The sequence below is a fragment of the Pseudoduganella namucuonensis genome (assembly GCF_900116645.1).
Lineage (GTDB): Bacteria > Pseudomonadota > Gammaproteobacteria > Burkholderiales > Burkholderiaceae_D > Rugamonas > Rugamonas namucuonensis.
Genome location: NZ_FPBO01000060.1, coordinates 1 through 24086 on the forward strand (window position 1 = coordinate 1; position 24086 = coordinate 24086).

Sequence of the window (24086 nt, forward strand, 5' to 3'; positions counted from 1 at the left end):
GTTACTGCCGATTCTCCTGCGGCCAAACCGGAGAAGAAGCCGAAGCCGCCGACGAAGATGGAAATCGCGTCATCCATCTACCTGCGCATGTCCGCACAGAAGGACATGACCCGCAAGCAGATCGTTGAACAGTTCGTCGCCGAAGCCAAGCTAAGCGCAGCCGGTGCAAGCACGTACTACCAGCTGATCAAGGCAAAACTGGGTTGAGAAATGGTTTGCACGCCAGTCTGCTGTACGGGCTGGTGTGCCGCTGTGTAGCACTATCCATACCCGCCACTTCAGTCCCCCATGTTGTTCCGTGCGACCAGGATCATAGATGCTGCTATGCTGACTTCTTTCTGGTGGAGGTCAACATGTCGATCTATCGTTCCGAGGGATTGGCGGCCTTCCGCGAATTTTCAGAGGCGCTTGCTGAAGAGCATGCTGTTGCGCATGAGTTGAGTCAGTGCGCGAAAATCGATGTCTACAATTTGCTTGCGGCTGATCTCTTTGTCCGCGTGACCGCCGCCCACAAAAAGACCTTGGCGGCGTTCGCCCAGATAGAGTGCTTCCGGGACAACAAACAATGATGCCCCTCCCAGCAGGTCACCGCCTCGTCAGTTCCCCTCCAGCTTCAAGAACGAGGCAGCGATCATCGCATAGCACTACTGCGATGCGAACACAGCTTTCGTCAAGCAGCGTCCTTCAGCAATCAGCTTCGTTAGCCACTGCTCAAGGAAATTGTTCAGTTCCGCCTTGGCCAGGGGGCTGAAGGCCATCAGCTCGGGACAGAAAACTTTCCGCGAGCCGAAGCAATCACTGTAGGTCAGCACCCCAACGGTCTCGGCCAGCAAATACACCTCCACGGTCATGTCAGGGTCAGGTATCGCCGCGCCATGAAGCCGCTGGAGATAGTGGCTCATGCGAAGTACTAGGCGGTGAGGGTGCCGCTCAATCACATCAACGTGCACATCGGTATGCCCAAGCGCGGCGAGCTTGGCTGGCCCGCGCATGTCGTGCAAGCCTGGCAGAAGTTGAAGCAGCGTGCGGTAGTTCTGTTGATAGAGATCCATGTCGATTCCACGTTGTTTTACGGTACGGGAACCATCCATGGAAAACTGCAAACAGACAACGCCGTCTATTATGCATCGATCAATATTGATTTGATGATCGAATGCGGCGCGTCGATATCACAAAACTATCAACAGGGTGACTAAGTGAGTATTTCTCAAATGCATATACTGTTATGATTGAGTAAATTTGGTAACTTCAGTAGGCGGTGAAAACTACACGGCGTTCGCGCCCTATACACAGGATCTGTTATGAACGGAACAACGCAAAACCAGCCAGGCGATGACAAACCTGTACGTGATTCGGTGCTCAGGGAGCAGCGCCTGGAGCAGCTCATGGATAGCTGCAAGCAAGAAGTACTGCGCCAAATAGTCGGGCCATTTGGTCTGACGCCTGCTATGTTTGATGACAAGGATGGCGGCAACGTCACGACCCAGCACAACGCTGAGCAGGGCCTGTTTGCGAAGGAGTCAGAAGAATTCAATCGCACCGACTACGACTACTCCGCCGCAAAGAGGGAGAAGATGCGCGAGGCGTTTGAAGGCGGCAGCATGAACTCCCAGGAATTCGTCGATCAATATACCGGCAAGCACGAGCCGACCAAACGGGAGAACAACAAAGGCAAGATCGTAATGAACGCCGAGCTGGATCACCTTGTTCCTGTCAAGGACATACATCGCCAAGGCGGCTGGATCAAAGACAAGCAGGGCCGGACGGAGCTCAGCTCCGAAAAGGATAATCTGCACTACACCACGCACAAGACTAACCGCAGCAAAAGCGACAAGGCCCCTGAAGAGGCCATGTCAGCCGAAAACGGATTTGACAAGGCCCGCATCGATCCGTTGCTGAACGAGGCAAAGGAATCGCTAAAGGAAAAACTGCCCGACACCTCGGAACGGCTCATGTATCACGGCCAGGAACTGCTCAACACCGGCGTACAGGAGGCTGGACGCAACGCCGTGCGCCAGGCCTTTGGCATTGTGCTGCATGAGTACGTCAATGGCAGCTTCCACGAGATTAAGGTGCTGTTTCAAGACAGGCATAACGAACAGAGCCTGATCGACCGGTTTATTGAAAGCAACAAGCGGGTAATGCAGCGCGTGATCAGCAAGTTGAAAGCTGCGCTTGAGGCACTGGTCGAGGGCGGTATACAAGGCTTTGTCAGCAATCTGCTGACCTTCCTGATCAACAATCTGATCACCACGTCGAAGAAGATCGTCGCGTTGATCCGCGGGAGCATGCAAGACCTGTGGAAAGCCATCAAGATGCTAGTGAACCCTCCGGAAGGCATGTCTGGCCTGGAGGTCGCCCGCGCAGTCGCCAAAATCATCGCCGCAGTCGTTACCACCGGTTTGGGCATGCTGATGGAGGAGTCCGTCAAGGGATTCATCCTGGGCGTTTCCATTCTGGTGCCGATTGCGGACATTCTGGCTACGGCCATGACCGCCATCATGACAGGCGTCATCGGCTCTCTTGTTATCTACGGAATTGACCGCCTCTTCGACTGGCTGAGCTCCACTGGCACGGAACTGCTCCAAGCGTACGAAGCCAATGTGCAAGCGCAAGCCAACGTGATGGAACGGCTGCGGGAGTGGCTGGATCTGCAGTACCGGAACTCGCGCCTGTACGGAACCGCAGCGCTTGAATATCAGCGGGTACGGGATAGCTATTTGATCTCATCGTTCCAGCTTGAAACCGCCACGCTGGATGCCGGTGCGACGATCGCAAGCCGTAATGCCCAGATCGACATGCTCAGCACGCAGATCGAACGACAAAAGCTGCTGGCGGACGTGCTGAAGTCTCTTTGATCGCTGGTCCATTTAAAAAATACTATTGAGGTGCTTGATGTCGCAGTTAATCAACGAGCTCGCAAGAATAGAAGTCAGCAATGACGCTTTACAGCAATTGGAAGTGGGAAACATCTACCAGGATTTCAGCAGGAATTACAGGAAACTCGATGATCTGAAAAACTTCAGATCTGAGTACGAAAATAAGAACCGCGTGATGCGCTGGTGGCACAACGACAAGTTGCGCGACGCGCAGCTGGACTCCGCAGAGGTACAGGCAGAATTTTCCAAAACGATAGGCCAGCTCATGATGATCAGCATCATGCAGTCCAAGAAGCTCGCTGAGCAGCAGTCCCAGTTGAACAGCCAGCAAGGCGATCTGAAAAAGCAGGCTGACGGCATTGCGGAACACGCCGGCACGCTGCAGCAACAGCATGAAGTTCTAGCGAAGCAATCCGAAAAGCTTGAATCCCTGGTCAAGGAATACTTTGATCTGAAAGGACTTACCGAAGACGGCGCCCAGAAGCTGATAGAAATCGCCAAGGAAGTAAGAGCTACTAAGGATGGCATGCTCCAGCAATTCGCGGCCCGCGCTCAAGACCTGGAAGCCCTTCACAGTGACGCAGTATCCCGGATGGCGTCCCTGTCTGCAGAGGTGGACGGCAGAGTCGTCGGCATTGAGAAACAGATTAGGTCAGAGCTTGCAGCGCTTGACGAGGAGACCCGGCAGAAGCTGCTTGCCAGCGAATCCGCCCTGCGAAATGAACATGAGGCTGCGCAGACGGCTGTCCATCAGGCCCTGTCGACGCTTCGGCAGGACTTGCAAGCATCTGTAGCAAACCAACTCGAGCAAGAGCAGGCATACAAGCAAAAGATCGAATCTATCGAAGGCGGACTGGACACCCAAGCCTCGCGCATGTCCGACATGGCCAATGAGCTGACTTCTTTGAAAACCGAACTGGCCGCCTATGCTCAGCGACAGAGCGCCGATCAAGAAAAGGTAGCCACGCTCCAGCAGGAGTTTTCTGATCGATTAAGAAAGTTAAGCCTCGGCGCCGCCGGCGCCGCCGTGCTGGCCCTAATGGGCGCCATCGCGCATCTTCTGAAGTGGATCTAGCCACCTAGCTAGACCTAAAACCGCACTGAACGATCGCACGGCCAACAGTCGACTTTCGACCAACCATCACACTGTATCAGCAGCTTTTTCGACTAGATGTGGGATCGAAAATGTGATGGTCGATAACTTCTTGATTAAAGTGGAGTTTTGGTACGATCGCATATTAATGCGTTTGAAACCCGCATGAACAGTGGGTTTTAACAAGGCGGAGGGGCTTGGGAAGCTTCTGCTCTACCATTGAGCTACACCCGCATGCCACGCATTCTACGCGGGATTGCACGTTGTTGACAACATTGCAGTATGGTTGCTGTGATGGAAAATGGGATGGCCGATTTCACCGAGGTGTGATGGCCGTACCGCCAATCGGACAAGCACTTGTGCTAGGCTGTCTCCCAACTATACAGTCCGAGTTCAAATATCTCGCACATGCCCCCATACAACCGCCGCCATAGCCTGCGTCCTCATTCACGCGTTCCCCGCCCATCAGCAAATCCCCGACTTCTTGCGCTGGACGCGTGGCTACAACGCCTTAGTGCCTTCGCTCAGGTAGGGCTCGCGCTCTTCACGATCGTCACCATCTATACGACGGTCATTCCTCTCTACCAGAAGTCCGTTCTTGATGAGGCAATCGCAAAAAAGGAAGTCGAACTGAAGACAGCTACTACGGCGTTGGAAACCAAGTACATCATACTGCGGCGATTTGCCGTCCGCGACTACGTTCAGTTTACTGTGCCAGGCTGCATAGGTCTGCTACGCAAGATTCCCGAGAACGCAGATGAGCCTATGCCGCCTGACCCAACCCTAACACTGGATGTCAAACAGTGTATTGTTGGCACAGAATCAACGATACGGTCACTAAGTGAGCTTCGACAAGAAGATCGTACATTCTTCCGTGAGCAACTCACTTTGCTAGGGGATCGTTTGGCCCAACGACAACTCGATGCAAGGACATCGGTAGCAGGCGCTCATCTCGACGTCAACAATACCAATATGAATCAGTTGGCCGCCAAGCGCGTGTTCGAAAGCCGTCTCAGCCGAGTGTTGGAAAAAATGGCAACGCCACAGCAGCTTGCCGAGTCCAAAAGACGATCTGCTATTGCGGAGTTGGAGTATGAGCGCACCGAGGCCTATCGAAAACAGGTATCAAATGAAATGTTTGGATTGTTGAAGTTGGCTTGGCCAGCTTCCAAGCAATAGCTCCTTACTTGCATCAGATAAGATTTGACTTGTGCCAGTTCATTGAGAGCTGTCGGCGGGCCATCGCTATATTCTACGCGGACTCCACGCTGCTTGACAACTTATCAACAGGACGGGTGTGATCAGAAATGTCATGTGGTGGCCGATTTATCGAGGTTTAATAGCTCCCACTGCCATAACTTGAGCATTCTCAAGCGCTCAGCTCCTGAAATTTATGTTCGAAAAATAATCAGGAAACCCCTCAAGGACTTCCTCTAGCACTGCTGGATTATCACGTAATATTTTATAATCAAATACCTCAGTTTTTGTACCAACTGCCTCATAAGCTTTGCGTATAGCTTTACATAACTCGCGATCAACAAAGCCTTCACTAAACAGCCAGCGTTCAAAATCTTTACTCAACCCGATTTTCAGGCATTGTTGCAATGTTCGTAAAACCTTAGTAAGGTCATCATTATCAAACGTATTTTCCACGATATCGGCTAAGGCACCAATAATTAACATTGCATCATACGCTAGAGCTCCATCAGTAAAATCCACAACATGTGACATCTTGACCACCCTTGTGCTCTTCGGGGTCACTATATAGCTTTTCTGCGCAGTAAATTTACCAAGTAAACTTTCATACGAAAGTCCATCGATCCAACCAATAGCCGCAGGCAATAACGATTCTTCCGGTTTCAATTTAAATATTATATCGCTTACAGCCAATTGCGTGAGAAGAGGCCAACAAACCTGCAATGCCTCACCTGGCTTAGCACAAAGAGTAAGCTCAAAATGTTTCTCTTCCGCCCACGCCTCAATAATTTTCAACTGGCGGATTCCTAAAAGCGCTTTTCCGTAATAAGCCACCTTCCCCACATCCACACTAAGTACGTGCAGCGCTATCGCGTAAAAACTTTTCTCCAAAAGAGTTTTTTCGACCTCCGATGCCAGATGATAGGCAAGAGTTTCAGTAGCGAGTTGCGAAAAATAGTTTACATCACGGAAATTCGGATTGTCTTTTAAAACTGAGAGCATAAAGCTCTCAATTTTCTGCACAATGGCCTCCACTTCTTGCATTTGTCCAAGCATAGCCTTTAGGGCGGCCGGCTTTTCTTCTAAGTTCTCAATTACGTAATTTCGATATCCATCTGGATCACGTATGAACTCTAACACGTCCCAATTCCATTCAATGCTACGCCCGGGGCCAACCAAATCTTTTAAGCTACTAACACACTCATCAGCCTCGCTCATATCTAATAGTTTCAGCGTCTGTTGCCACTTCCACTTTCCTTTACGATCATATCGTTTTTCAAAGAGTTCCAAGTCCGAGAAAATCACACTTCCCTCAGTATGGTAGCCTGATCGTCCGGCCCTCCCCATAAGATTGTGAAAATCCCGACGTTTAATTTCCTCTCCTGCCTGCCATATACTTGTAACGATTAGATATTTGATTGGAAGATTCACACCTTGACTTAGCGTCGAAGTGCACACAACCAAACGAGCACTACCATTGCTCATTGCCCATTCTATTGATACGCGCAATCCATTAGGTATTGCCTTACTATGAGGAAGGACGCCAAAATCAATTGCACGCGTAACCGTATCTTCCGAGCCGAAGTGAAGCCTCGATAAAGAGGCGAGTTTTGAAATCTCGTTACTGTTCGACTGCGTTAAAGGTGCCTCAAGAGCCAAGCCTCGTTCATAATATTCTATAATACGATCACAGATCGCATTCACACTTGTTTTGGTGCCACAAAATATCGCTACCGCGCCCAACTGGCTAAATCTCAGCCCCAAGTAGGCTGGAACGGTTGGTGGATCCTTTCTATTAGGAAAAAACCTATCTACTTTCTCGCCTTTATTTCGACCAACATTAATTTGACTGATAATTTTTGGAACAACGAAGTCGCGTTCAGCTACAGACTCATCGTCAACATAATTGAGTTGTCCATGCTCGCCCTCCCAACTCGCAAATGCGACAGAACGCATAGTCGGCAAACAATGTGCGCCTTGAATTTCAACTCCCCTTTCACCATATAACCACTCGCCTATTGAATTTGCATTTCCTAGAACTGCAGAAATTAATACAATCTGCGTATCGTTCGCTACAGCTGAACGCAACGTTCCTACTAGGAGCTCATACGTTACACCTCGCAAGCCTGTATCAAATTGGTGACCTTCATCGAAAATCAATAGTCCGATTCGTCCCGCCAGTTCTGGATTATGTCTAAGTAAATAGACCATCTTCTCGGGGGTCGATACCATTATCGTTTTACGCGTCTTGGGGTCGCGAAATTTGTCACCCATTAAAAACTTTATGAACTCGAGGTCACGATCATCCACCTGCGGCGTGTCCGCCAACTCGTTAACAGAAACATTTTCACCACGGAAAGCCGTCTTAAAGGCGTCGCTAATTTCTCGACACAATGCTCGAAAAGGTGCAATGATTACCGCCAATCGTGCTCGTCCGCTAAGGAACGAACTACGAATAAGTATCTCAGTTGACTTGGTTTTGCCTGCACTAGTTGGCATCTGCACTACGGCAGAGGTTCCTCTCAGAATACCCTTCTCGCCCAGTAGCTTTTGTGCAGGCCAAAATTCTCGTATAAAACTAGGCTGCGAAAGAACTGGAAGCCATTGCTCGATAGGAATGTCTGTAAACTGCGGCAAGCAAATTCTAGAAGAATTTGCAATACGGCGCTTTGTTACAGCGATAAGGATATCGATAAAAAACAATTCCCTATCATCACCATATTCGTAGACGTATGTTTCTGCTGCTGTGCACGCCAACTGAATTTCGTCGATCGTAGCATTTCCAGCCAAAAATTTTGCAAAGAAAAAAATAACCTGATTTACTTTATCAACATCTGAATATGACATCCCCCTGTCTAACGCAGAGGATGCACGTAACATCCATATCAGTGGCCCTTCAATATTATTTGGAGTGAGCCCATATCTTATATGCGTCAAATCTTTCGAAAGAACAGAAGCACTCCCAGGCATATCAGCCAAATAATAGGAAGCTGCGCCAACAAGACGTAAATACACCGACTTTTCTTCATTCAATGCGACTTGGTCTAGCGCATCAAAGTACTGAGCAATAAGCACCAACTGAGTTTTTAGGTTAGCATATTCGTCCTCTACGTCCCCCCCAAATATAGGTCGACGCCGCTCCATCGAAGCGAGCTCTCCTAAAATTCCGACACTTAGGATGAGCAAGTTATGAGGATTTCCCTCTAAATTTGTGTGATGCTGCTCTTCCAATTTGAACTCGTACTGTTTTGCCTTTGACTTTGTTAGTGCCAGTACGCGTTTCGAATTATATTCAAGCTTCATCAGCAGCCTTCTCATATAAATGATGAACTAGGTTCATCATATCCGCCCCTCGTATAACCATGAGGTCAAGTTTATCTCTGTTATTATGCTTGATCGCCGAAGTTAGGCTCAGCTTACCTTTATTAAAAACTTCCTGAGTGACTACGGCTGCCGCTCCGTATCTTAAGGGATAAGGGTTATCATCGGGGTTTTGAAATCGGATAACTCTGTCAGAGTCCTCTGTAAACCCTGTCCATTTTAACCGCTGTCGAATCGCATTTAATGATTCAGCGAGCCGGAACTGATCCTTATCAGAATGATCGACTGCGTCTTGCAAGCGATTCATGGGTACGCCAGTGAGCTTGGCTTTTACCTCGTAAACAATTAATTCATCTTTAACTGCTCCAAATTGTACAAGCCGCATCCCCACGACGTCACTTCCTTGGTCGCTACTATTGGGATTTGTCTTAAATGAGTAGCGAACTCTTGGCACCCAATAATTAAGACGATATGTCAAGAAATCTGACACTAAAATCTCCGCAAAATCTCCGGCACGCGTTGCCGGACCAGTTTTCTGCCCCTTTTGAGCTGCCTTTTTCACTGGAAATTTGTATGTTTCCAGGTATGTTTTACGACTAATCTTCATCGGAGTACACAGCGAATCGATTTCGATGTCTCTGCAATAATGATTACGGAAATGTTTCGCCCACTCAGAAATTGTTTTGGGATCCCCGAGGTTATATGAAAAATCATATATTTTCACGGAGAGCCCACACGAGGTGGTAACAACGTCTGTGCTATCTACCATCCAAGCTAAATGTTTTCCCGTCCAGGGCATCACTTACTCACAATCATAAAGTGCACTTTATACGACCGAAATTTTTGCACTACTGGGCCTTCGGATGTGCCCGACAACTCTCTTGGAGTTGCCACCAGTCTACGGAATGTGATACAGAATGTCGATAAGAAGAGCACCTGAAGTTCCCTGATTAGAATATGAATAGCCACACTATCTAATTGCAAGTTACAATTTTCCGGCTGGCAACAATACTGCTACAAGGCCCACATATGGTTACCAAAATCGCGTAAAGTACGGTCTATCACCACAACATCAAGGAAGTCCATGACCACTTATCAGGAATACGCCGCCAAAATCGCTGAACTGCAACAACTCGCAGAAGCTGCCCGCAAGAATGAGATCGCTGGTGCGAAAGCGCAGATCGCCGAGATCATGAGCCAGTATGGCTTGAGCGTCGCAGATCTGACTGGCACGCCCAAGGCGAAGAGTACGAAGGAACGCGTACCAGTAGCCGCGAAGTACCGCAATGACGCGACTGGCGAGACGTGGACTGGTCGCGGCCGTTCGCCGAAGTGGCTGGAAAGCAAAGACAAGGATCAGTTCCTGATCAAGTAAGCGAAACGGCGGCTGAAAAGCCGCCGTTTCATTAAGCGTATAGCTCAGACTAAATCCAGCAGTCCACATCCGTTGTAGGGGCGGTCTCACGTAGCGGACCTAAATCTCAAGTTGGCCCAACACTTGATGCAGAGCATGAGAGCCGTTGTTGACTGGCTAGACCGCATTTCGGCTGCCAGCGGTAACTAGATTCGCTAATTGTTGACTATGCTGCTTATTCATCAAGGGTTAATCGAAAATTTCTTTAACAGCAACCAATATTTGAAAGAATAAGCATGAGAACCTACTTGTTTCCAATGGGCGATGAACAACTTCGCCCGGAAGATGAGTTGACGCAACGAGTATCAAGTAATGAACTGGTTTTCTTGACACGCATAGCGGAGTTTGAACGAACAGGCGAGCATCCATTCGAATTAGACTTGACGGATTGGAAATTTCTTTGGAAGAGTGCAAGCTTTCCCGAGGGGGCTTCTAAGGATCTTGTGGATTTAATCGACACGAATTGTGAAAACTGGAGTGAATGGCTCTCGTTAAATGAGAACGAAGTAACTCAATTAAAGCAAAATCCGTTAGTAGTCGGGGACCGTGTACGCATTAACAATGGCATGTGGTGGGGTACGCCGCCGCATATATACACACGTGCGAGGGAATTAGACGACGAGACACGTACAATGCTTTCTTGCTGTAGCTTTGCATTTACTGTTACGGTAAAAAATGATCCGCTTCGGGAGAAAAAGATTTCTTTGTTAGTCGCCCACAAGTCTGCAGTAAGTTCAGTCATTAGTGAAAGCCGGTTTTGGCGAATTGACGGCAGCTTAAACTTCAAGAAAGCATCGAAAGTTCTACGCGAAGAAGTCTCTCCGGCGCTTGGATATCTGTCAGAAAGAGAGTTGCAGGCAATTGCCGAGCAATGGAAGGGAAATTCGAAACGCAATGCTATATCAAGTACTGTCCGTGGGCTGAACTTCGAGAGCGAAGTTCAAGAGCTCTTTATCGCGTGTGGATTCAATGTTGAGACAACTGCAATAAGTGGGGATTTCGGCGCGGACTTGATAATCAGAGAGCATGAATTTACCCTTGCCATTCAAGTGAAAAATCTTAGCTCTACCGTTGGAGTTGCCGCAGTTCAGGAAGTAACAGCAGGGGCATTACATTATAACTGTGAGCATACTCTGGTTGTTTCCAGCAACGGTTTTACAGAAGCAGCCCGTTCATTAGCACGATCCACTGGAACTCGCTTAGAAACACTTCACTCCCTTAAGCAAGACCTGCATCAGCACATATTAACCCGCTTCCGAAATTAGTCCCAACTTTCGAAAGACGGTATTTCATGATGTGGCTAGCAATGAATTTGGCAATTTATAGCCCAACTACGTTATTAATTTTTCTAGCTAGAAAAGTCACTGTTACCCTTATAAGGAACCATAGCTTTACTTTCTAGAAAACTAGTATCGCCTACTGGAATTGCCACGTCATAAAACGATCCTAACGCGCTTAGAATCGATTTGATTCTTTATCTACGCATCGATGCATATTCCTCTAGCTCCACGCCTTAGAAACGTTTCTAATCGATTTTAACGCGTGGTCTGAACGCTAGCTGACGCCTCCAGCAAAATCATACAAGGCGTATTGACTTGCACAATCGTCCACTCTTCGGGCATTTATCTTCGGCAGCGACAAACTTGCCCGTCTCGACCAACGCGTCAATCACATAGTTGTCTGCAAGCTTCGTGTCCTGCATTTTCGAGAAGCGGGTGCGCAACCACACATCGAGCGAATGGGGCTTGGTATGACTTTCAAGCTTTTTGAGTGTCTGGCCTTGGACCATATAGTTTTTGCCAGATGCCTTGATGAAGTCGATCAGTTCTTGCTCATCGAATGCCAAACCCGTGTACCGAAGTTCAATCATAGAAATCGTCCGCTTGCCGTGTTAGGCACGATATTAAAATTGCGGACGATGATAGCAGAACAGTTGACGTGTTGGGCGGCGAGAGCAGCCCCGTCGAGCTACTTTCAAACGCTAAGTTTCACGCGTCTGCTCTTCAAGAATGGCACGGATGATGTTTGTGGCCAGTTGCCGGTTGGCAGGTGTCAGCTGGGCAAGCAGCCCTGTGATGCGCAGGATTGCAGCATCCGGCAACACCGCAGCGGGCGCTTCGGTGTGCATAGCTTGGTTACGCAGCGTGGCGGAGTGAACCGTTACGGCCTGACTCTCGGGAACGGGATTCGTGGTGAGCGTCTTTTTTTTTGTCATGCAGGGCTTTCGTTCGTTGATGGTACTGCTACCGTCAATGCGAACGCTGGGAACCTCAACGCACAACCGTACTGGCTGTTGCTACTGGCGAAAACGGGCAACCCGCTTCTACTTCCAAGGGCGTTTTCCGTTTCTATACCCTGCTGTGTCAGCACACCGTTAGAACGCAAACTTCGTTCGTTTTTTCCGATGTTTCTCCTGCAAGTATAAGGGTTACTTTGATACGCGCCGATGCCGCGATCTATTCGTCTTCGTTCTGACTGGCGAGAACGCATCGAACCATGCTTTCGACCAGGCGGACGTTCTTCGGCGACAGCTTAGCCAGCAGCTCCACGACCGGCACCACCGCCGCCTGATTCTTCCCTACCACTACTGCTACGCCGCGCTCGCCGAGAGTGTGGACAGCATCGGCAGCTTTCACCACTCGCCGCCGGCCAGTACCGAAGCGAAGCCATTGCTCTGAAACCTCCAGCCACTCCGCCAGCGCAACCAGCTTTGCTTGCGTGGGGATCGCTTCAGCAAACAACCACTTCCTTACTGTCTGCGATGCGATCTTGTTTCCTGGGTACTTGGCGCTGAACTCGGCAGCGATGCGCGTGGGGCTGGTGATCGGCAGGCCCATGCGTTCAAGCTCCTTCTTCAAGCGAAGGCTGAACTCTTCGCGCAATTTTTCGTTGGTCGTTTCCATGGATGAGGAACGTACCGACTGAGGCAGTAACTCTATAGTTCTATAATTTTTACATGAAAACCCATAGTTACCGTAAAATATTCCCTGACTGCAATTTCGCTCGGGACTAATAGATGAAATCTGTTCGCGTACTGCTGCTGGTCTCTGTGGCGATCATCGCCGCGTCCGCCTATGCGCAGAAGCAACCGCGCTCAGTCCTTCGCTTCGCAGAGGTGGTCGAGGTCTATCCCAAGTACATGCAGCTCCCGTGCGAGACGTGCGGTGGCCTACCTGACCTCCGGTTCGCAGGTACTACGTTCAAGTACCGCTGCGACGGCGAGCTATACGAGAACTGGACAGCATCACAGCTTCAAGTCGGCCTCCGCATCCAAGTGGCAGGTTGCGGAAATCTGGTGGTCACGAAAGATCGAAAAGTAGTAGTCGAAGGCAGAAAAATAGCTGAGGGTGAGCGCTAGAAATGAAAATTATTAATTAGCATCAATTCGGAGGGCATAACTTGAATACGCATCAGATACTACCAGAACATATTCGCGCTAGCCTGGCGCAATACTCCGAGCACCGTCAATGTACTTGCCTTCAATGCGGCTACAGCGGTTTGATGGGGGTCCATCGGAAGGTAGACAAAGTTAGTGGCCTAAAAGCATGGTCTGTTGCAGGTATCGCTGCTGTGCTAATGGTACTCATAGATGTGGGCAGACAAGCGGCAAATCGTCCGATTACTTCATACTGGTACGTTGTCATATTTGTTGTAGTGTGGGGAATTTACATCAGCAGGAAGGAAATATACTTGGCTTGCCCCAATTGCAATATGGAGCTACTGGTTAAGTAAATCCCGCCACAACCCGATAATTGGAGAAAAAACATGAGATGCCCACTGTGTCGCAGTGAAATATCAATGTCCGCCCAAGTATGTCCTCATTGCTGCTCTGATCTTGGCGACTACTACGCAGAACACGGACCGGACACCTCGGGATTAGAGCCAATAACCTATTTTTTGGTGAAGTGGTTCTTCCACACATTCATGCTTTTCATTCCATTTGCTCTCTTTGTTGGATTTGTAATAGAGCCTGATTCAGGCACATGGGGATGGTGGAGCTTTGGGGCCTGCGCTGCCATAGCAGTGGTGTATCGCGACAAGCTACCAATTTTTTAATTCCGAATTCTCGTTACAGCAAGACCGGAGAATAAAACGACAGAGAAATCATCGTGAATTTGGAGTCACCATCAGCACCTAATAGGAACTGTGTTAGCTTCTTGTAGCTCTCATCATCGGACTCACATTTCACATCTATAAAAAGCTCGCCTCGATAAGACGAGTAGCCGGAAATACTAGGATCGTCGCCGCACTCTTTAAATGGAATACCCATAACGTCAAGCCACGCAATTACATATTTTCGGATAGGATTTTTCGCGTACTTCGATCCAGAACCGGGGAAAGACAAAAGCAGAACTCGGCGTTTCTTCTCAGCGGCGATTTCATCAATGGTAGGAATTAGTGCAGGCATGGAATAGTCCTCTTAAAGACTTATTTATCCAGACAACAATCATACCCAAGTCAGCAATCCCCGTTCTACCCCAGTGTGTCACAGCCATATCAAAAGCCGCTAACTTTTCTCAGTAACTTCGAATAACGCCCGTACCTACGGGCGTTATCCTTTTTCACGGCCATACTATTTTTGCGCACCGGAATTCTGAAGCGAATCGATGAGGTTAACCGCTTTCTTGCTGGCGTCATTTGGGGCAAGGTGCGCGTAACGCTGCGTCATCTTAGAGTCACTGTGGCCCAGCAGAACAGAGACCTCAAACAGGCTGATACCGTTCTTCACCAGCTTGCTCGCATATGAATGACGTAGAGTATGCATGGTCACCTTCCCGCCCTTGTCGCGCACAACATTCTCGTCGTTGAGACCGGCACGATTCATCGCCTTCTTGATGGCCTGGGCCGCATAGCCTCGTGCTTTCCCAGCTTTGTTCTCGAAGACGTGCCGCGCACTAGGCTGGCGTGCAGCAAACCGGCGAGCCATAACTTCTCTCAAGCGATTTGTCATGTACAACACGTCCTCGTTGCTCACCTTGCTACGATAAATGTTCAGTGTGCCAGCTTCCAAGTCAACACTCGACCAAGGAATGTTGGCCGCCTCCGAGTAACGACAGCCAGTATCCAGCAGCATGATCACAAGATCGTAGTTGTCCTGAACATTGCGTTGCATCTCTGGAGTGCGCTCGTCCACAGATTGAATGCCACTCCTGGCTGATTGCGGGTCCAGCTCGCGCAACAGTGCAACTTCGTCGTTCGGATCGAGGTAACGCAAGCGATAAGAGGTTTTTAGCTGCGGGAAAACGACATCGCGGGCAGCCTTGTATCCTAGCTTTTGCATTTCGCGCAGTGTCGAACTGATCAGCCCTATCTCATGCTTGATCGTCGCAGGTTTATCGCCCTCCGATTTGCGTTTTGCTACAAGCCGTTCAATGTGTTTGGTTTGAATCTCATGCAAGAGCAAATTTACCGGTAATCCGTAGCAGGGATTTTCTTTCTTGCTCTTGGGATCGCGCTTGCTGCCGAACATCTTGCGAGAGATCGACTCCATACCTCGGTAGTACGAATACTGCTTGCGCGGCTCCAGATACTTGAGCACAGCATCGCGTAGTGAAATCTCCTCCGCTTCGCCGAGGAAATTCTCGCTATGAATCTTGTTCCGCATTTCGCGTTCTACCTGCAACGCTTTCGTTTTGTTTGCAGTGCCTGTGCTTCCCACATACTTCTTGTTATTTGCCTGAAACGAATAATACCAGTTACTGCTATTTTCCCTTTTGTGCAAACCCATAATTTTCTCCATCGAATCAATATAAACAACTGCATCATCAGCTATTTATATCCACACCTCAACGCAGAAAAATTACCCCATCAATTGCCCCCAAAAAAGCAAGCTAACCGCCTAAGTTAAGTCTACCAAAAAGCTCTATGCGCCGGTTTCTCCATGCCCGCAAGGGCATACCCTAGGCCGAATTTGTAAGCCCATACGCAGCGTTTAAAGCAGTATGTTGCAAATAAGGCATTCGATCAGTACCTCTCGATAGACGCTAAGCGGGTAGCCGCACTAGAAGCGCTTACAAAACCAAACCTAGAATAGGCCACCCTAAGTTTTGTAACGCCGTACCGTCCATTTAAACCCACTCCTGAGCACATCAATTCAGCGCTGCACAAAATATGGGCAGCGGGATGGGCCGCGTACCTGGGCAGCGTCCCCGGAGGGCATTGATACTAGACCAAGACAGCCCAGCTCGCCCTGACTGAAGGCTGTCATGGCTGCCTAGCTATGCTTGGGGAAGCTACCCTTCTCGACACTCTTTATAACGTTCTGTGCATCGCGGAAATAGCGCTTGGTTTTTTCCGCCCGTTCCGTACGCTCTTCCTCCGCAGACATTGCACCTGCGTCTTTTTTCGTTCGAGCAGTTTGTTCCACCATTATGCCTAAATATTCAGCTATTTCGAACCACTCCAACTTACTAGACGGCGGTTTGCGGCCATCCTTCAGGCAGAAGTCGTACACCTCGAGCATGCGTTCAAGCACATCCAAATCGGTACGAGAGGGAACTGGAGTCAAACCATATCGATGGTAAAAGCTTGGATCGAATTTCGGCCTGCCAAATCTTTCAGTAACTTTCGCCTGAGGATTAGCTGCTAATATCTGCTCATTTTCTCTGCGGCGCAGCTGCAACTGAAGCTTAGCCACCGTATCCGCAACAGCGGTCAGAATTGTCTCCTTCGGTGCATGCAGATTAATTACTAACGCAAGTAGATCGTCCTGACCTTCTTCCCACAAATAATTGAACTCGGCGTTGGTCTGTATCTCATTAAGAACGAACAACGGTTCGATCCCCGAGAACAGTTCCTCATGAGTCATCCACCAGTCTTCCCACAGAAGACCTGGTGCATGGACGTCCCCAAAATCCGCGTATAGGCCTGCCATCTCTCCCGCACCGCCTTGTGAACAGCATTCTTTGTAGCGCTCCGAACGCTTCAAGTACTCGAACCAGCATTTATACGCGCGTACATCCATCGACCCCCCAGTAATCAAACTTCAACGAGCAAAGTTGGAACAAAGCTCAAGTATATCTTGCCGACCAGCAAACACATACGATGTATTCACTTTCTGAACTGGCCAGTTTCGAAGTACCGAAGCACTCAGCATCACTTGCTGAGAACACACAACATGACGCAGCCGCACCAATCGGCCAACCTGAAAGCAGGAAAATGACCAACGAAACGATCAGCATCATCGAAACTGAACAACCTCAGACTTCCGCAGAAACTGCGCCGCAGCAAGACGGAACCCCGACTGCCGTCCAGGACAGCCCAAGGCCGCAGCCTATGCAAGCCCCCGTAGTGCAACCGCCAATCAGCAAGCAGGAAAAACGCTACCAGCTCTCCAGCAAGTTCGCCACGGCTCGTTGCGAGCTTGAAACGCAGGTAAGCGCATCACTCAACGCAAAATGCGGTCAACCCTACAAAGGGGTCTTCGAAGTTCGTTTTGACAATCCGAACGAGGTGACGGCTAAGACCCTCAGCGCCTTCTGTGGCAACGGTGCTGTGTTCTTCACTCCGAACGACCTCGATCAACACCCAGCACTGAAGAAACTTCGGAAGGCCGACGAGGGAATCAATTTGTCTGTGTTGATGAGCCGCGCCAAGCGGCCTACCAACATCGACGACGGCTCCTGGAAAGCACTTCAAGAAATGTGGAATGACGTTTCCCATACGCTCTATACCCAAGGCTTGGCCCCAATGCACATCCTCATCGCAGGGGTATTGGCAGCCAAAGGGTTAGGTGGCCCGAAGATCAACAAAAAGCTCTGCAGCAGCCTCAACGAAGGCACAGCGAATACACACGAAGCGATGTGCCAGATTCTTGACGATCTGAACAAATTGCTGATCCAGCCTCCAGCGATCAACTAGATATTACTTCAACGCACCGGCTAGAAGTAGCCGGTGACAGATCAACAGAATTATTACTATTTCGCATTTATGAAGATTGCCATTCACTCCAAAATCGATTTCAAGCCAGAAAGCTTGGACACGAACTCATTTTCTTCCCTAGCTGAAGATTTTGAGAATTTAGATCTGAGTATTAATGAGATGGCCAGCCACATTGGATTAGGACATTCTTTCTGTGCACAACATAGCGGCAGGCGAGCACGGAAGAATTTCATCGCGTCGAATGTGGCAGCCGTTGACATGGATTGGGGTATGACAATTAAAGAGGCCCTCGAAAACGAATATATTAAAAATAACGCAGGTATCGTTTATCCAACTTGGAACAATACTCCAGAACATAATCGATTTCGGATAGTATTCTTCTTTGAGAGAGACATTACTGATATCGAGACGATGGAGAATCTTTACACTGGATTGATTCGCAAGTTTGGCGGTGACGGTGCCTGCAAAGACGCATGCCGAATCTTCTATGGAAACAAGAGGGAGGCACCAGTCATTCTCGGCAACCTCCTTTCCGATAAATTATTGGATGAGCTAATAACGTTAGGCGCAGAAAAGAGGCATCGGGCAGAGCAAGGAGAGATAGAAAATATCAAAGTTGGCGGCAGTACCACCAGGGCCGAACAGCATCTTCTCCTTGAGCAAGTTGTTCAGACAATTTCAGGTTCGATAGAGAGCGTCGCAGCCCTCAAAAAAGGAACGGTGGTCCGTTGCCCTTTCCACATCGACAGGAATCCCAGTGCATTTATCACGGAATCGCGCAATGGAACCAAGGGAATCCACTGCAGTAAATGCACTAAAACATTTTGGCCGCGCTCGATTAACTTCAAGGAACTTCAAAGCTACGACTTTAATAAAATCGACGCGGATTTACACGCGATTGAATTTTCTGAAGATCCGTACAACTATTTGGATGATAACGCCCCCTTGGAATTTTTTAACAATGATGGACGTGTTGTATTGCCAGGCAACGCACGCAGGCTGACGGATATCAATGTAGTGCCAGGCATAACTCTGGCCCGTAGCCCGAAAGATACTGGGAAAACTCACAAAATCAAGCAATCCTTTCAGGTGTGCAAAGAAAATGGTCTTTCGGTGCTATTGATTGGTCACCGTCAATCTTTAATTTCCTCACTCGCAAAACGGATTGGACTTGATTGCTACTTGGATAAAAAAGACTCCGATGGGAACCCTGTTTCAGTATCTCGCCATTATGCGATATGCCTGGATAGCATTCCTAAGTTGCTTGATTTGAGGATCCATCATTTCGACGTAATCATTATTGATGAGTCAGAACAAGTCTTCTCCCATCTGACTTCAGATACTCTTCGAAAGCAAAGGCGTGACTGCTTCCTTAAATTAGAACGCCTGTTGCAAAGAGCAAGAACGGTTATCGCCTGCGACGCTGATCTTGGGTACTTGACCTTGTCCACTATTGCGAATGCACGTGGTGGCGAATTGCCAGTCCAATTCTACGTAAACCGCTACAAAGAAACTAACAAAGAAATTGACATTTACAACAGTGAGAACCAGTTGTTAAGTGAACTGATGACCGCGGTGAAGTCCGGTGGCCGGTACTACATATGCTGCAATTCCAAAAAGAAGGCTGAGGTCATCGCAAAGGCGATTTCATCGGCGCTGGGCAGTAGCTTACGCGTTATTCTGATCACGGGAGGCAACTCGCAACATTCAACAACTCGTCATTTTATTGACAATATAGTTGAAGAGGCTCTGAATTATGACGCAATAGTTTCATCACCGACATTAGGGACTGGTATCGACATTACGTTTCCTCACAATGCACAGTTAATTGACGGAGTGTTCGGATTCTTCAATGCAAGAATTAATACGCATTTCGACCTGGATCAGCAACTTAGTCGTGTGCGCAATCCAAAATTTGTCAAAGCGTGGATTTCGCCAGAAAAATTTACGTTTGAGATCGAACCAGATGTCATTAAACGTAGCTGCGTCGAGACGGGAGAATTGCCTGATGTTCGGATTTCCTACGACGAAAATGATATCAAGGTATTTGACGAGGACGACGGTTTACTGTCGCTATATGCTGAGGTTCTGTCGCTGCAACGTGCATCAAAGAACAATCTAAAACAGCACTTCGTTGACCTTAAGATTCAGAATGGATGGAAAGTAAACACAATAGAGGTAGATGGATCAACAACTGGAATTGGCCGAGATGCCCGCAAAGCTGCTCGACTTGAACTCGATCAAACTAACGCCGAATCTATTTGTTCAGCACCCCGAATCAATGGAGAAATGGCGATGGCATTATCGAAGTTGCCCACGCTTCATGCGCAAGAGCAAGCAAAGTTGAATCGCTATCGGTTAGAAGAGTTTTACGACGAAATGGTCACACCTGCACTCGTTAAATTAGATGACAACGGTACATACCAGCGCAAGATAAGGTTGTTAGCAACATATTTGACTCGGAGCGGGAGTGCGGGGGATCAAAAACTCACCGAAACTGTTACTCCATCCGTAGATAAAACAAATGGATCAGAAACTCAATTACTATTACGGGAACTTTTTAGTTCGGCTGGACTGATCGATGCGCACGGAGACTTCGTCTACGGAAAGACCGTTTGCAATTCGGATTTACAAGGCTTCAAAACACTGTGCTTGCAGCGAAAAAATGACATTGAAGCGTTCTTGAAAAAATCGCTGCGCACAGATATTTCTACGAAACCAGTTACTCAACTTGGTGAATTTTTACGGGAGATTGCATGCAGTTGGAATAAGCCTACAAAGAGAGACGTCGATGGTCAACGTATTAACTACTACACCGTGAACTATGAGGAATTCAAGATTGCAAGAAGGTATGCAGAGGGACTAGTGAACGGGAGACGTTCCTGAACGAGTTTCCTTCTAATATGAACACCATGAAGAAGATGGGACGTAGTTCCATTTGAAATTCCAGGCATTATCTAGTTTGGGATCTCCGGCATATTTTCTCGGACAACACCTCATCTTATATTTGTATGTGATAGGAGGTGGTTGTTGTCCGTAGAAATTACCACTTCCATAGTGAAATTAAATAGAAGTATATAAAATATTACGAAATTTATGAAATACAAATTTTCGCCAGGATCGAGCGACAGAAATCGCATCGTTACATTAGAAGTGTTTTGGGACGATTATAAGCCCCGACTCCACCCCACGGATGCGTCGAAGCTTGATGATTTCTCCAACCATGTACATCTTTCAATGACAAGTCTTCAGCAGCCCACGCAAGATGAACTGACCTCTATCTTGCAAAGTTTAAAGGTCATCGCTGACAATGCAGCGAAGATCTTGTACTTTGAGTTTGGAATGCCGAACTGCAAGACCTTCTTCTCACCTTCAGTTGATCCATTTGATCTGCTGGCAACTATCAGCAGTTTTAAAACAGTGCAGTATAAAACTGCAGAAGAGGCGAACTCCGCCGATGGAGCAATATTTTGGCCTGGTGGCGGAACAGTGGTTTCGGAGTATCGAGTTACTGATAATGCAAGGACCATATACATAATAGATCCTGATTGGGGCATTCCTGAAGCGTGGGATGAGCTTTCTAACCAGCTTCAACAGCATGTATTAAAGTGGAAGAACGACGTTATTGATGAAAATCCGAAAACTGATCCTTATTCATCCATTCGTTATCGGTGGATGATTGCTATCGACAAGAAGAACAAAGAATTCATGAGTAAAGTTAACCACATCAAAGCTGCGTTGCCAGAAATTTCCATAGCTATGGAGAATTGGGCGAACTCACTTGCCGAGAGGATTATTGATCAACAAAACTATGAAGATTTTCGTCCAGGCCATGATGAAGGCATAGACACGCAGGGATTTGAATAAATATTATTTACTTCGAATTTAATTCAAGCCCCTTCTTCGAGAATTTATTGGAGATCCGGACAACACCTCATCTTATATTTGTATGTGATAGGAGGTGGCTGTTGTCCGGAAGGCGAGATCTGATCAGGATCAATGCAATAATAGCAATATTACGTGGACGGCTTACACCGGGAGGTCATAAACCCTCCCTCCCCCTATCTTACGACGAAGTCTAAGGCATAGGCTGCGTCATGAGCGATTAAAGCTTTCAACCTACCCTCTGCTACCAAGTATCCATGCGGGTTTGCCGTGGGCAGACAGCGTAGTGTAGGTGGAAATGCGATGGTGTAGCCAGGCAGACCCCACACCCGCCACATGGGACGTTAGCAGCGTCTGCAGCTTTTGACCTGGCCTCTAGAACGCACCGGGCATGCGGATTGCTCCGCATAGGCAACATTGTGTATGCGGAAATGCGATAGTTAGGCTGATGAGATCTGCCCGCCGTTATCCAAGTGATGCGTCACCAGCAAGGTGCTATGTGGCGCTGGAGATGGCATAAAAGACAATATTGGCACCCATGAACTCAATCAATAGTAACTACTTAATTGATAGCGATAAATCTGCAACAGAAATTACCGATTCAGAACTTCCTCCCTAGCCAACCTCCAAAATGTTGCTACAAAAAATTTCTTTCAACGCTACAATGATGTGAAAGTAACACAATCAACCCTTCACTCCACATATACCTGAGAATATTATGGCAACCGCAGGAGCTGGACAAAAAATCGTTGGGTACGTATATCAATTTCACCGCGCATTGTATCGCTTATTCTCCAACACTAGTCCCTCCGCAATTATCGGAATTGAGACTCAAGACGATGTCGTCTCCCTTATCAGAGCACCAGACGGATCGGTAGATATTATTTACGAGCAAGATAAACACTCTGTTCAAGTCGCTGGCCATCCATATCAAGACAGCAGTAAAAACCTTTGGCATACCCTCGACATTTGGCTAGAGGAGGTGAAAAAAAATGTGGATCCCAATGCTCGGAGGCAGTTTTGCTTCGTAACGAATAAGGACGTGCCTCCGAGCACTTTCGTTCGTTCAATGTCTAACTCCAACGATGATGCCAGTATCGCTAGTTGCATAAAGGACTTACGAACCTTAGCAAAAGGCATCACCGGGCAAGTCAGGCCAATCGCAGAAAGGGTCAGCAGTTACACCGATGAGGAGCTTGCTGAGGTTATTAGATACATTTCGCTGCTTGACGAACACGGTACACCTGATGGAATAACACCAATGGATGCAGTAATCGAACTTTTTCATTTACCTCCCTCATTAAAAAGCCGAGGCCATGAAATATATCAAAGCGTTCTTGGGATGCTCATTGAAAAGTGCGAGGGCTTCTGGTTAAAAAAAGAAGGCGCTTGGATAGATAAAGCCCCATTCTCGGCAAGGCTACACGCAGAAATTCAAGCGCACGGGATGAAGAAATTTATCGAACAGCCATGGATGTCGCTAGACATGTCAGAATACCTTTCAAAGGAACAATCTGACCATTTTTTCCTTCGCCAGATGAAAGGTTTTGGAATGCCCGATAGCCTCTGCAATAAGGCTGTGGGGCACTATTGGGGATTTTATGCAGAACGTGTTCGATTAATTGATGAAGGCGACGTCCCGGCAACGGACTGGGTCGCTCGTGACGCAGAATTGCACGACCGATGGCAGCAGAATTTGGGTAATCTTGAGCTATTGAAGCAAGACGATGAAAGTGACCTTATGTTCGCCAGAAAATTATTTACTGCAACTCTGGATGGAAAGCATTTCGTTAACCTAGGGAACTACCAAACCTCAAACTGGTATTTCACGGCAGGCAATTACCATGCTCTGGCAAACCACAAAGATGGCGTGCATTACATATACTGGCACAGCGATTTTTCGAAAAAAAGTAGCGAATGATGAGATCATCTGGTTACATAGACGAAAATCTAGTTAAAAATAGCGTACTCGCTTGCTTTCTATTAAGTAGCTTTACGCATCGCTACGAGGAGCTCACGGCGAGAACACTTTCTCCTGATCTAATGAAGATACTGCTCGTTCTCCCGATTGTTTGGCATAAGTCGAGCTGCGACGCGGTAAGAAAAAAGAATACCTCGTCTAGCTTACGGTCAGTCGTTCTAGAGAATCCAGTTTTACGAACCGGCATCCAGAGTCGCATTGATGAATTGGCGCCTTTGTCACTTCAGGCTTTAAACTTGGCATGTGCTTCTGATTTACTCAAACGCCACATGATAGATGGAATTCCGCATGTCTCCAGTTGCTTTTCGCGCTGGCCTCGTGGAAGTAAGCCCACTCAAGCCCCTCCTGAAATGATGCAAGCAATCGAAAGACTTGCTTTCTGGTTTAAAGAAAATTCCACTGCCGAAATTTTCAGTCTGCTTTTAAGAGAATAAA

General features: G+C 48.0%; 22 protein-coding genes and 1 pseudogene. 14 read left to right on the forward strand and 9 right to left on the reverse strand.

Translation table 11 applies throughout. The annotated features are described in order from the left end of the window. Positions 1-207: pseudogene (locus BM436_RS34005) on the forward strand (hypothetical protein); the annotation flags it as partial. A gap of 146 nt (positions 208-353) precedes the next feature. Beyond that, positions 354-569, forward strand: coding sequence for a hypothetical protein (locus BM436_RS34010; protein WP_143133458.1), 216 nt, complete (start codon positions 354-356; stop codon positions 567-569). A gap of 75 nt (positions 570-644) precedes the next feature. On the opposite strand, the gene BM436_RS34015 is transcribed toward BM436_RS34010, so the two are convergent. Beyond that, complete coding sequence (locus tag BM436_RS34015; protein WP_229491011.1) at positions 645-992, reverse strand: DUF1249 domain-containing protein; 348 nt, start codon at positions 990-992, stop codon at positions 645-647. On the opposite strand from BM436_RS34015, the gene BM436_RS38245 reads away from it, so the two are divergent. From BM436_RS38245 to BM436_RS36725, 4 genes are all read left to right on the forward strand, one after another. Continuing rightward, positions 924-1196, forward strand: a complete 273-nt coding sequence (locus tag BM436_RS38245; protein ID WP_229491013.1) for a hypothetical protein — start codon at positions 924-926, stop codon at positions 1194-1196. The two genes, BM436_RS34015 and BM436_RS38245, sit on opposite strands and share 69 nt — an antisense overlap. Before the next feature lie 105 nt (positions 1197-1301). After that, complete coding sequence (locus BM436_RS34020; RefSeq protein ID WP_143133460.1) at positions 1302-2858, forward strand: phage tail family protein; 1557 nt, start codon at positions 1302-1304, stop codon at positions 2856-2858. 37 nt (positions 2859-2895) lie between these two features. Beyond that, positions 2896-3954 (forward strand): coiled-coil domain-containing protein, encoded by a 1059-nt coding sequence (locus tag BM436_RS34025; protein WP_093561233.1) that lies wholly within the window; start codon positions 2896-2898, stop codon positions 3952-3954. A 426-nt stretch (positions 3955-4380) separates the two neighbouring features. Then, positions 4381-5151, forward strand: coding sequence for a hypothetical protein (locus tag BM436_RS36725; protein ID WP_143133461.1), 771 nt, complete (start codon positions 4381-4383; stop codon positions 5149-5151). 198 nt (positions 5152-5349) lie between these two features. On the opposite strand, the gene BM436_RS34030 is transcribed toward BM436_RS36725, so the two are convergent. Together BM436_RS34030 and BM436_RS34035 are read right to left on the reverse strand one after the other, a co-directional pair. Then, positions 5350-8472: a DEAD/DEAH box helicase gene (locus BM436_RS34030; protein WP_177307783.1), complete on the reverse strand. Its 3123-nt coding sequence runs from the start codon at positions 8470-8472 to the stop codon at positions 5350-5352. After that, positions 8462-9289: a Hachiman antiphage defense system protein HamA gene (locus BM436_RS34035; RefSeq protein WP_093561235.1), complete on the reverse strand. Its 828-nt coding sequence runs from the start codon at positions 9287-9289 to the stop codon at positions 8462-8464. Before BM436_RS34035 ends, BM436_RS34030 begins: the two co-directional genes overlap by 11 nt. Before the next feature lie 285 nt (positions 9290-9574). On the opposite strand from BM436_RS34035, the gene BM436_RS34040 reads away from it, so the two are divergent. Both BM436_RS34040 and BM436_RS34045 read left to right on the forward strand, forming a co-directional pair. Beyond that, the gene (locus BM436_RS34040) at positions 9575-9865 is read left to right on the forward strand and encodes an H-NS histone family protein (protein ID WP_093561237.1); all 291 of its coding nucleotides are present in this window, start codon (positions 9575-9577) and stop codon (positions 9863-9865) included. Positions 9866-10140: 275 nt separating this feature from the next. Next, on the forward strand, positions 10141-11169 hold the full coding sequence (locus BM436_RS34045; RefSeq protein WP_093561239.1) for a restriction endonuclease: 1029 nt from the start codon (positions 10141-10143) through the stop codon (positions 11167-11169). A 311-nt stretch (positions 11170-11480) separates the two neighbouring features. Here BM436_RS34045 and BM436_RS34050 read toward each other — a convergent pair whose 3' ends face one another. From BM436_RS34050 to BM436_RS34055, 3 genes are all read right to left on the reverse strand, one after another. Then, a complete protein-coding gene (locus BM436_RS34050) occupies positions 11481-11774 on the reverse strand; it encodes a hypothetical protein (protein ID WP_143133462.1) in 294 nt (97 codons plus the stop codon). Between the two features lie 111 nt (positions 11775-11885). After that, positions 11886-12119 carry a hypothetical protein gene (locus BM436_RS36730; RefSeq protein ID WP_143133463.1) on the reverse strand — a complete coding sequence of 78 codons (234 nt, stop codon included), beginning with the start codon at positions 12117-12119 and terminating at the stop codon, positions 11886-11888. Between the two features lie 241 nt (positions 12120-12360). Continuing rightward, positions 12361-12807 (reverse strand): hypothetical protein, encoded by a 447-nt coding sequence (locus BM436_RS34055; protein ID WP_143133464.1) that lies wholly within the window; start codon positions 12805-12807, stop codon positions 12361-12363. A 113-nt stretch (positions 12808-12920) separates the two neighbouring features. Between BM436_RS34055 and BM436_RS34060 the strand changes: the two genes are divergently transcribed. Then, the gene (locus BM436_RS34060; RefSeq protein WP_093561245.1) at positions 12921-13262 is read left to right on the forward strand and encodes a hypothetical protein; all 342 of its coding nucleotides are present in this window, start codon (positions 12921-12923) and stop codon (positions 13260-13262) included. 711 nt (positions 13263-13973) lie between these two features. Here the strand turns inward: BM436_RS34060 and BM436_RS36735 are convergent. From BM436_RS36735 to BM436_RS36740, 3 genes are all read right to left on the reverse strand, one after another. After that, complete coding sequence (locus BM436_RS36735; protein ID WP_143133465.1) at positions 13974-14312, reverse strand: zinc metalloprotease; 339 nt, start codon at positions 14310-14312, stop codon at positions 13974-13976. Between the two features lie 165 nt (positions 14313-14477). Continuing rightward, entirely contained in the window at positions 14478-15632 is a 1155-nt protein-coding gene (locus BM436_RS34065) for a tyrosine-type recombinase/integrase (protein ID WP_093561247.1), read from the reverse strand. A 486-nt stretch (positions 15633-16118) separates the two neighbouring features. Further along, positions 16119-16868: a hypothetical protein gene (locus BM436_RS36740; RefSeq protein WP_143133466.1), complete on the reverse strand. Its 750-nt coding sequence runs from the start codon at positions 16866-16868 to the stop codon at positions 16119-16121. An 80-nt stretch (positions 16869-16948) separates the two neighbouring features. On the opposite strand from BM436_RS36740, the gene BM436_RS34070 reads away from it, so the two are divergent. The 5 genes from BM436_RS34070 (at position 16949) to BM436_RS38765 (ending at position 24085) form a co-directional block, all read left to right on the forward strand. Further along, positions 16949-17764: a hypothetical protein gene (locus tag BM436_RS34070; RefSeq protein ID WP_143133467.1), complete on the forward strand. Its 816-nt coding sequence runs from the start codon at positions 16949-16951 to the stop codon at positions 17762-17764. A gap of 33 nt (positions 17765-17797) precedes the next feature. Beyond that, positions 17798-20671 (forward strand): plasmid replication protein, CyRepA1 family, encoded by a 2874-nt coding sequence (locus tag BM436_RS36745; RefSeq protein WP_143133468.1) that lies wholly within the window; start codon positions 17798-17800, stop codon positions 20669-20671. Between the two features lie 210 nt (positions 20672-20881). Then, positions 20882-21652 (forward strand): hypothetical protein, encoded by a 771-nt coding sequence (locus BM436_RS36750; RefSeq protein WP_143133469.1) that lies wholly within the window; start codon positions 20882-20884, stop codon positions 21650-21652. 736 nt (positions 21653-22388) lie between these two features. Further along, a complete protein-coding gene (locus BM436_RS36755) occupies positions 22389-23591 on the forward strand; it encodes an ABC-three component system protein (RefSeq protein ID WP_143133470.1) in 1203 nt (400 codons plus the stop codon). Then, entirely contained in the window at positions 23591-24085 is a 495-nt protein-coding gene (locus BM436_RS38765) for a three component ABC system middle component (protein WP_371859711.1), read from the forward strand. Before BM436_RS36755 ends, BM436_RS38765 begins: the two co-directional genes overlap by 1 nt. Position 24086 lies beyond the last annotated feature (1 nt).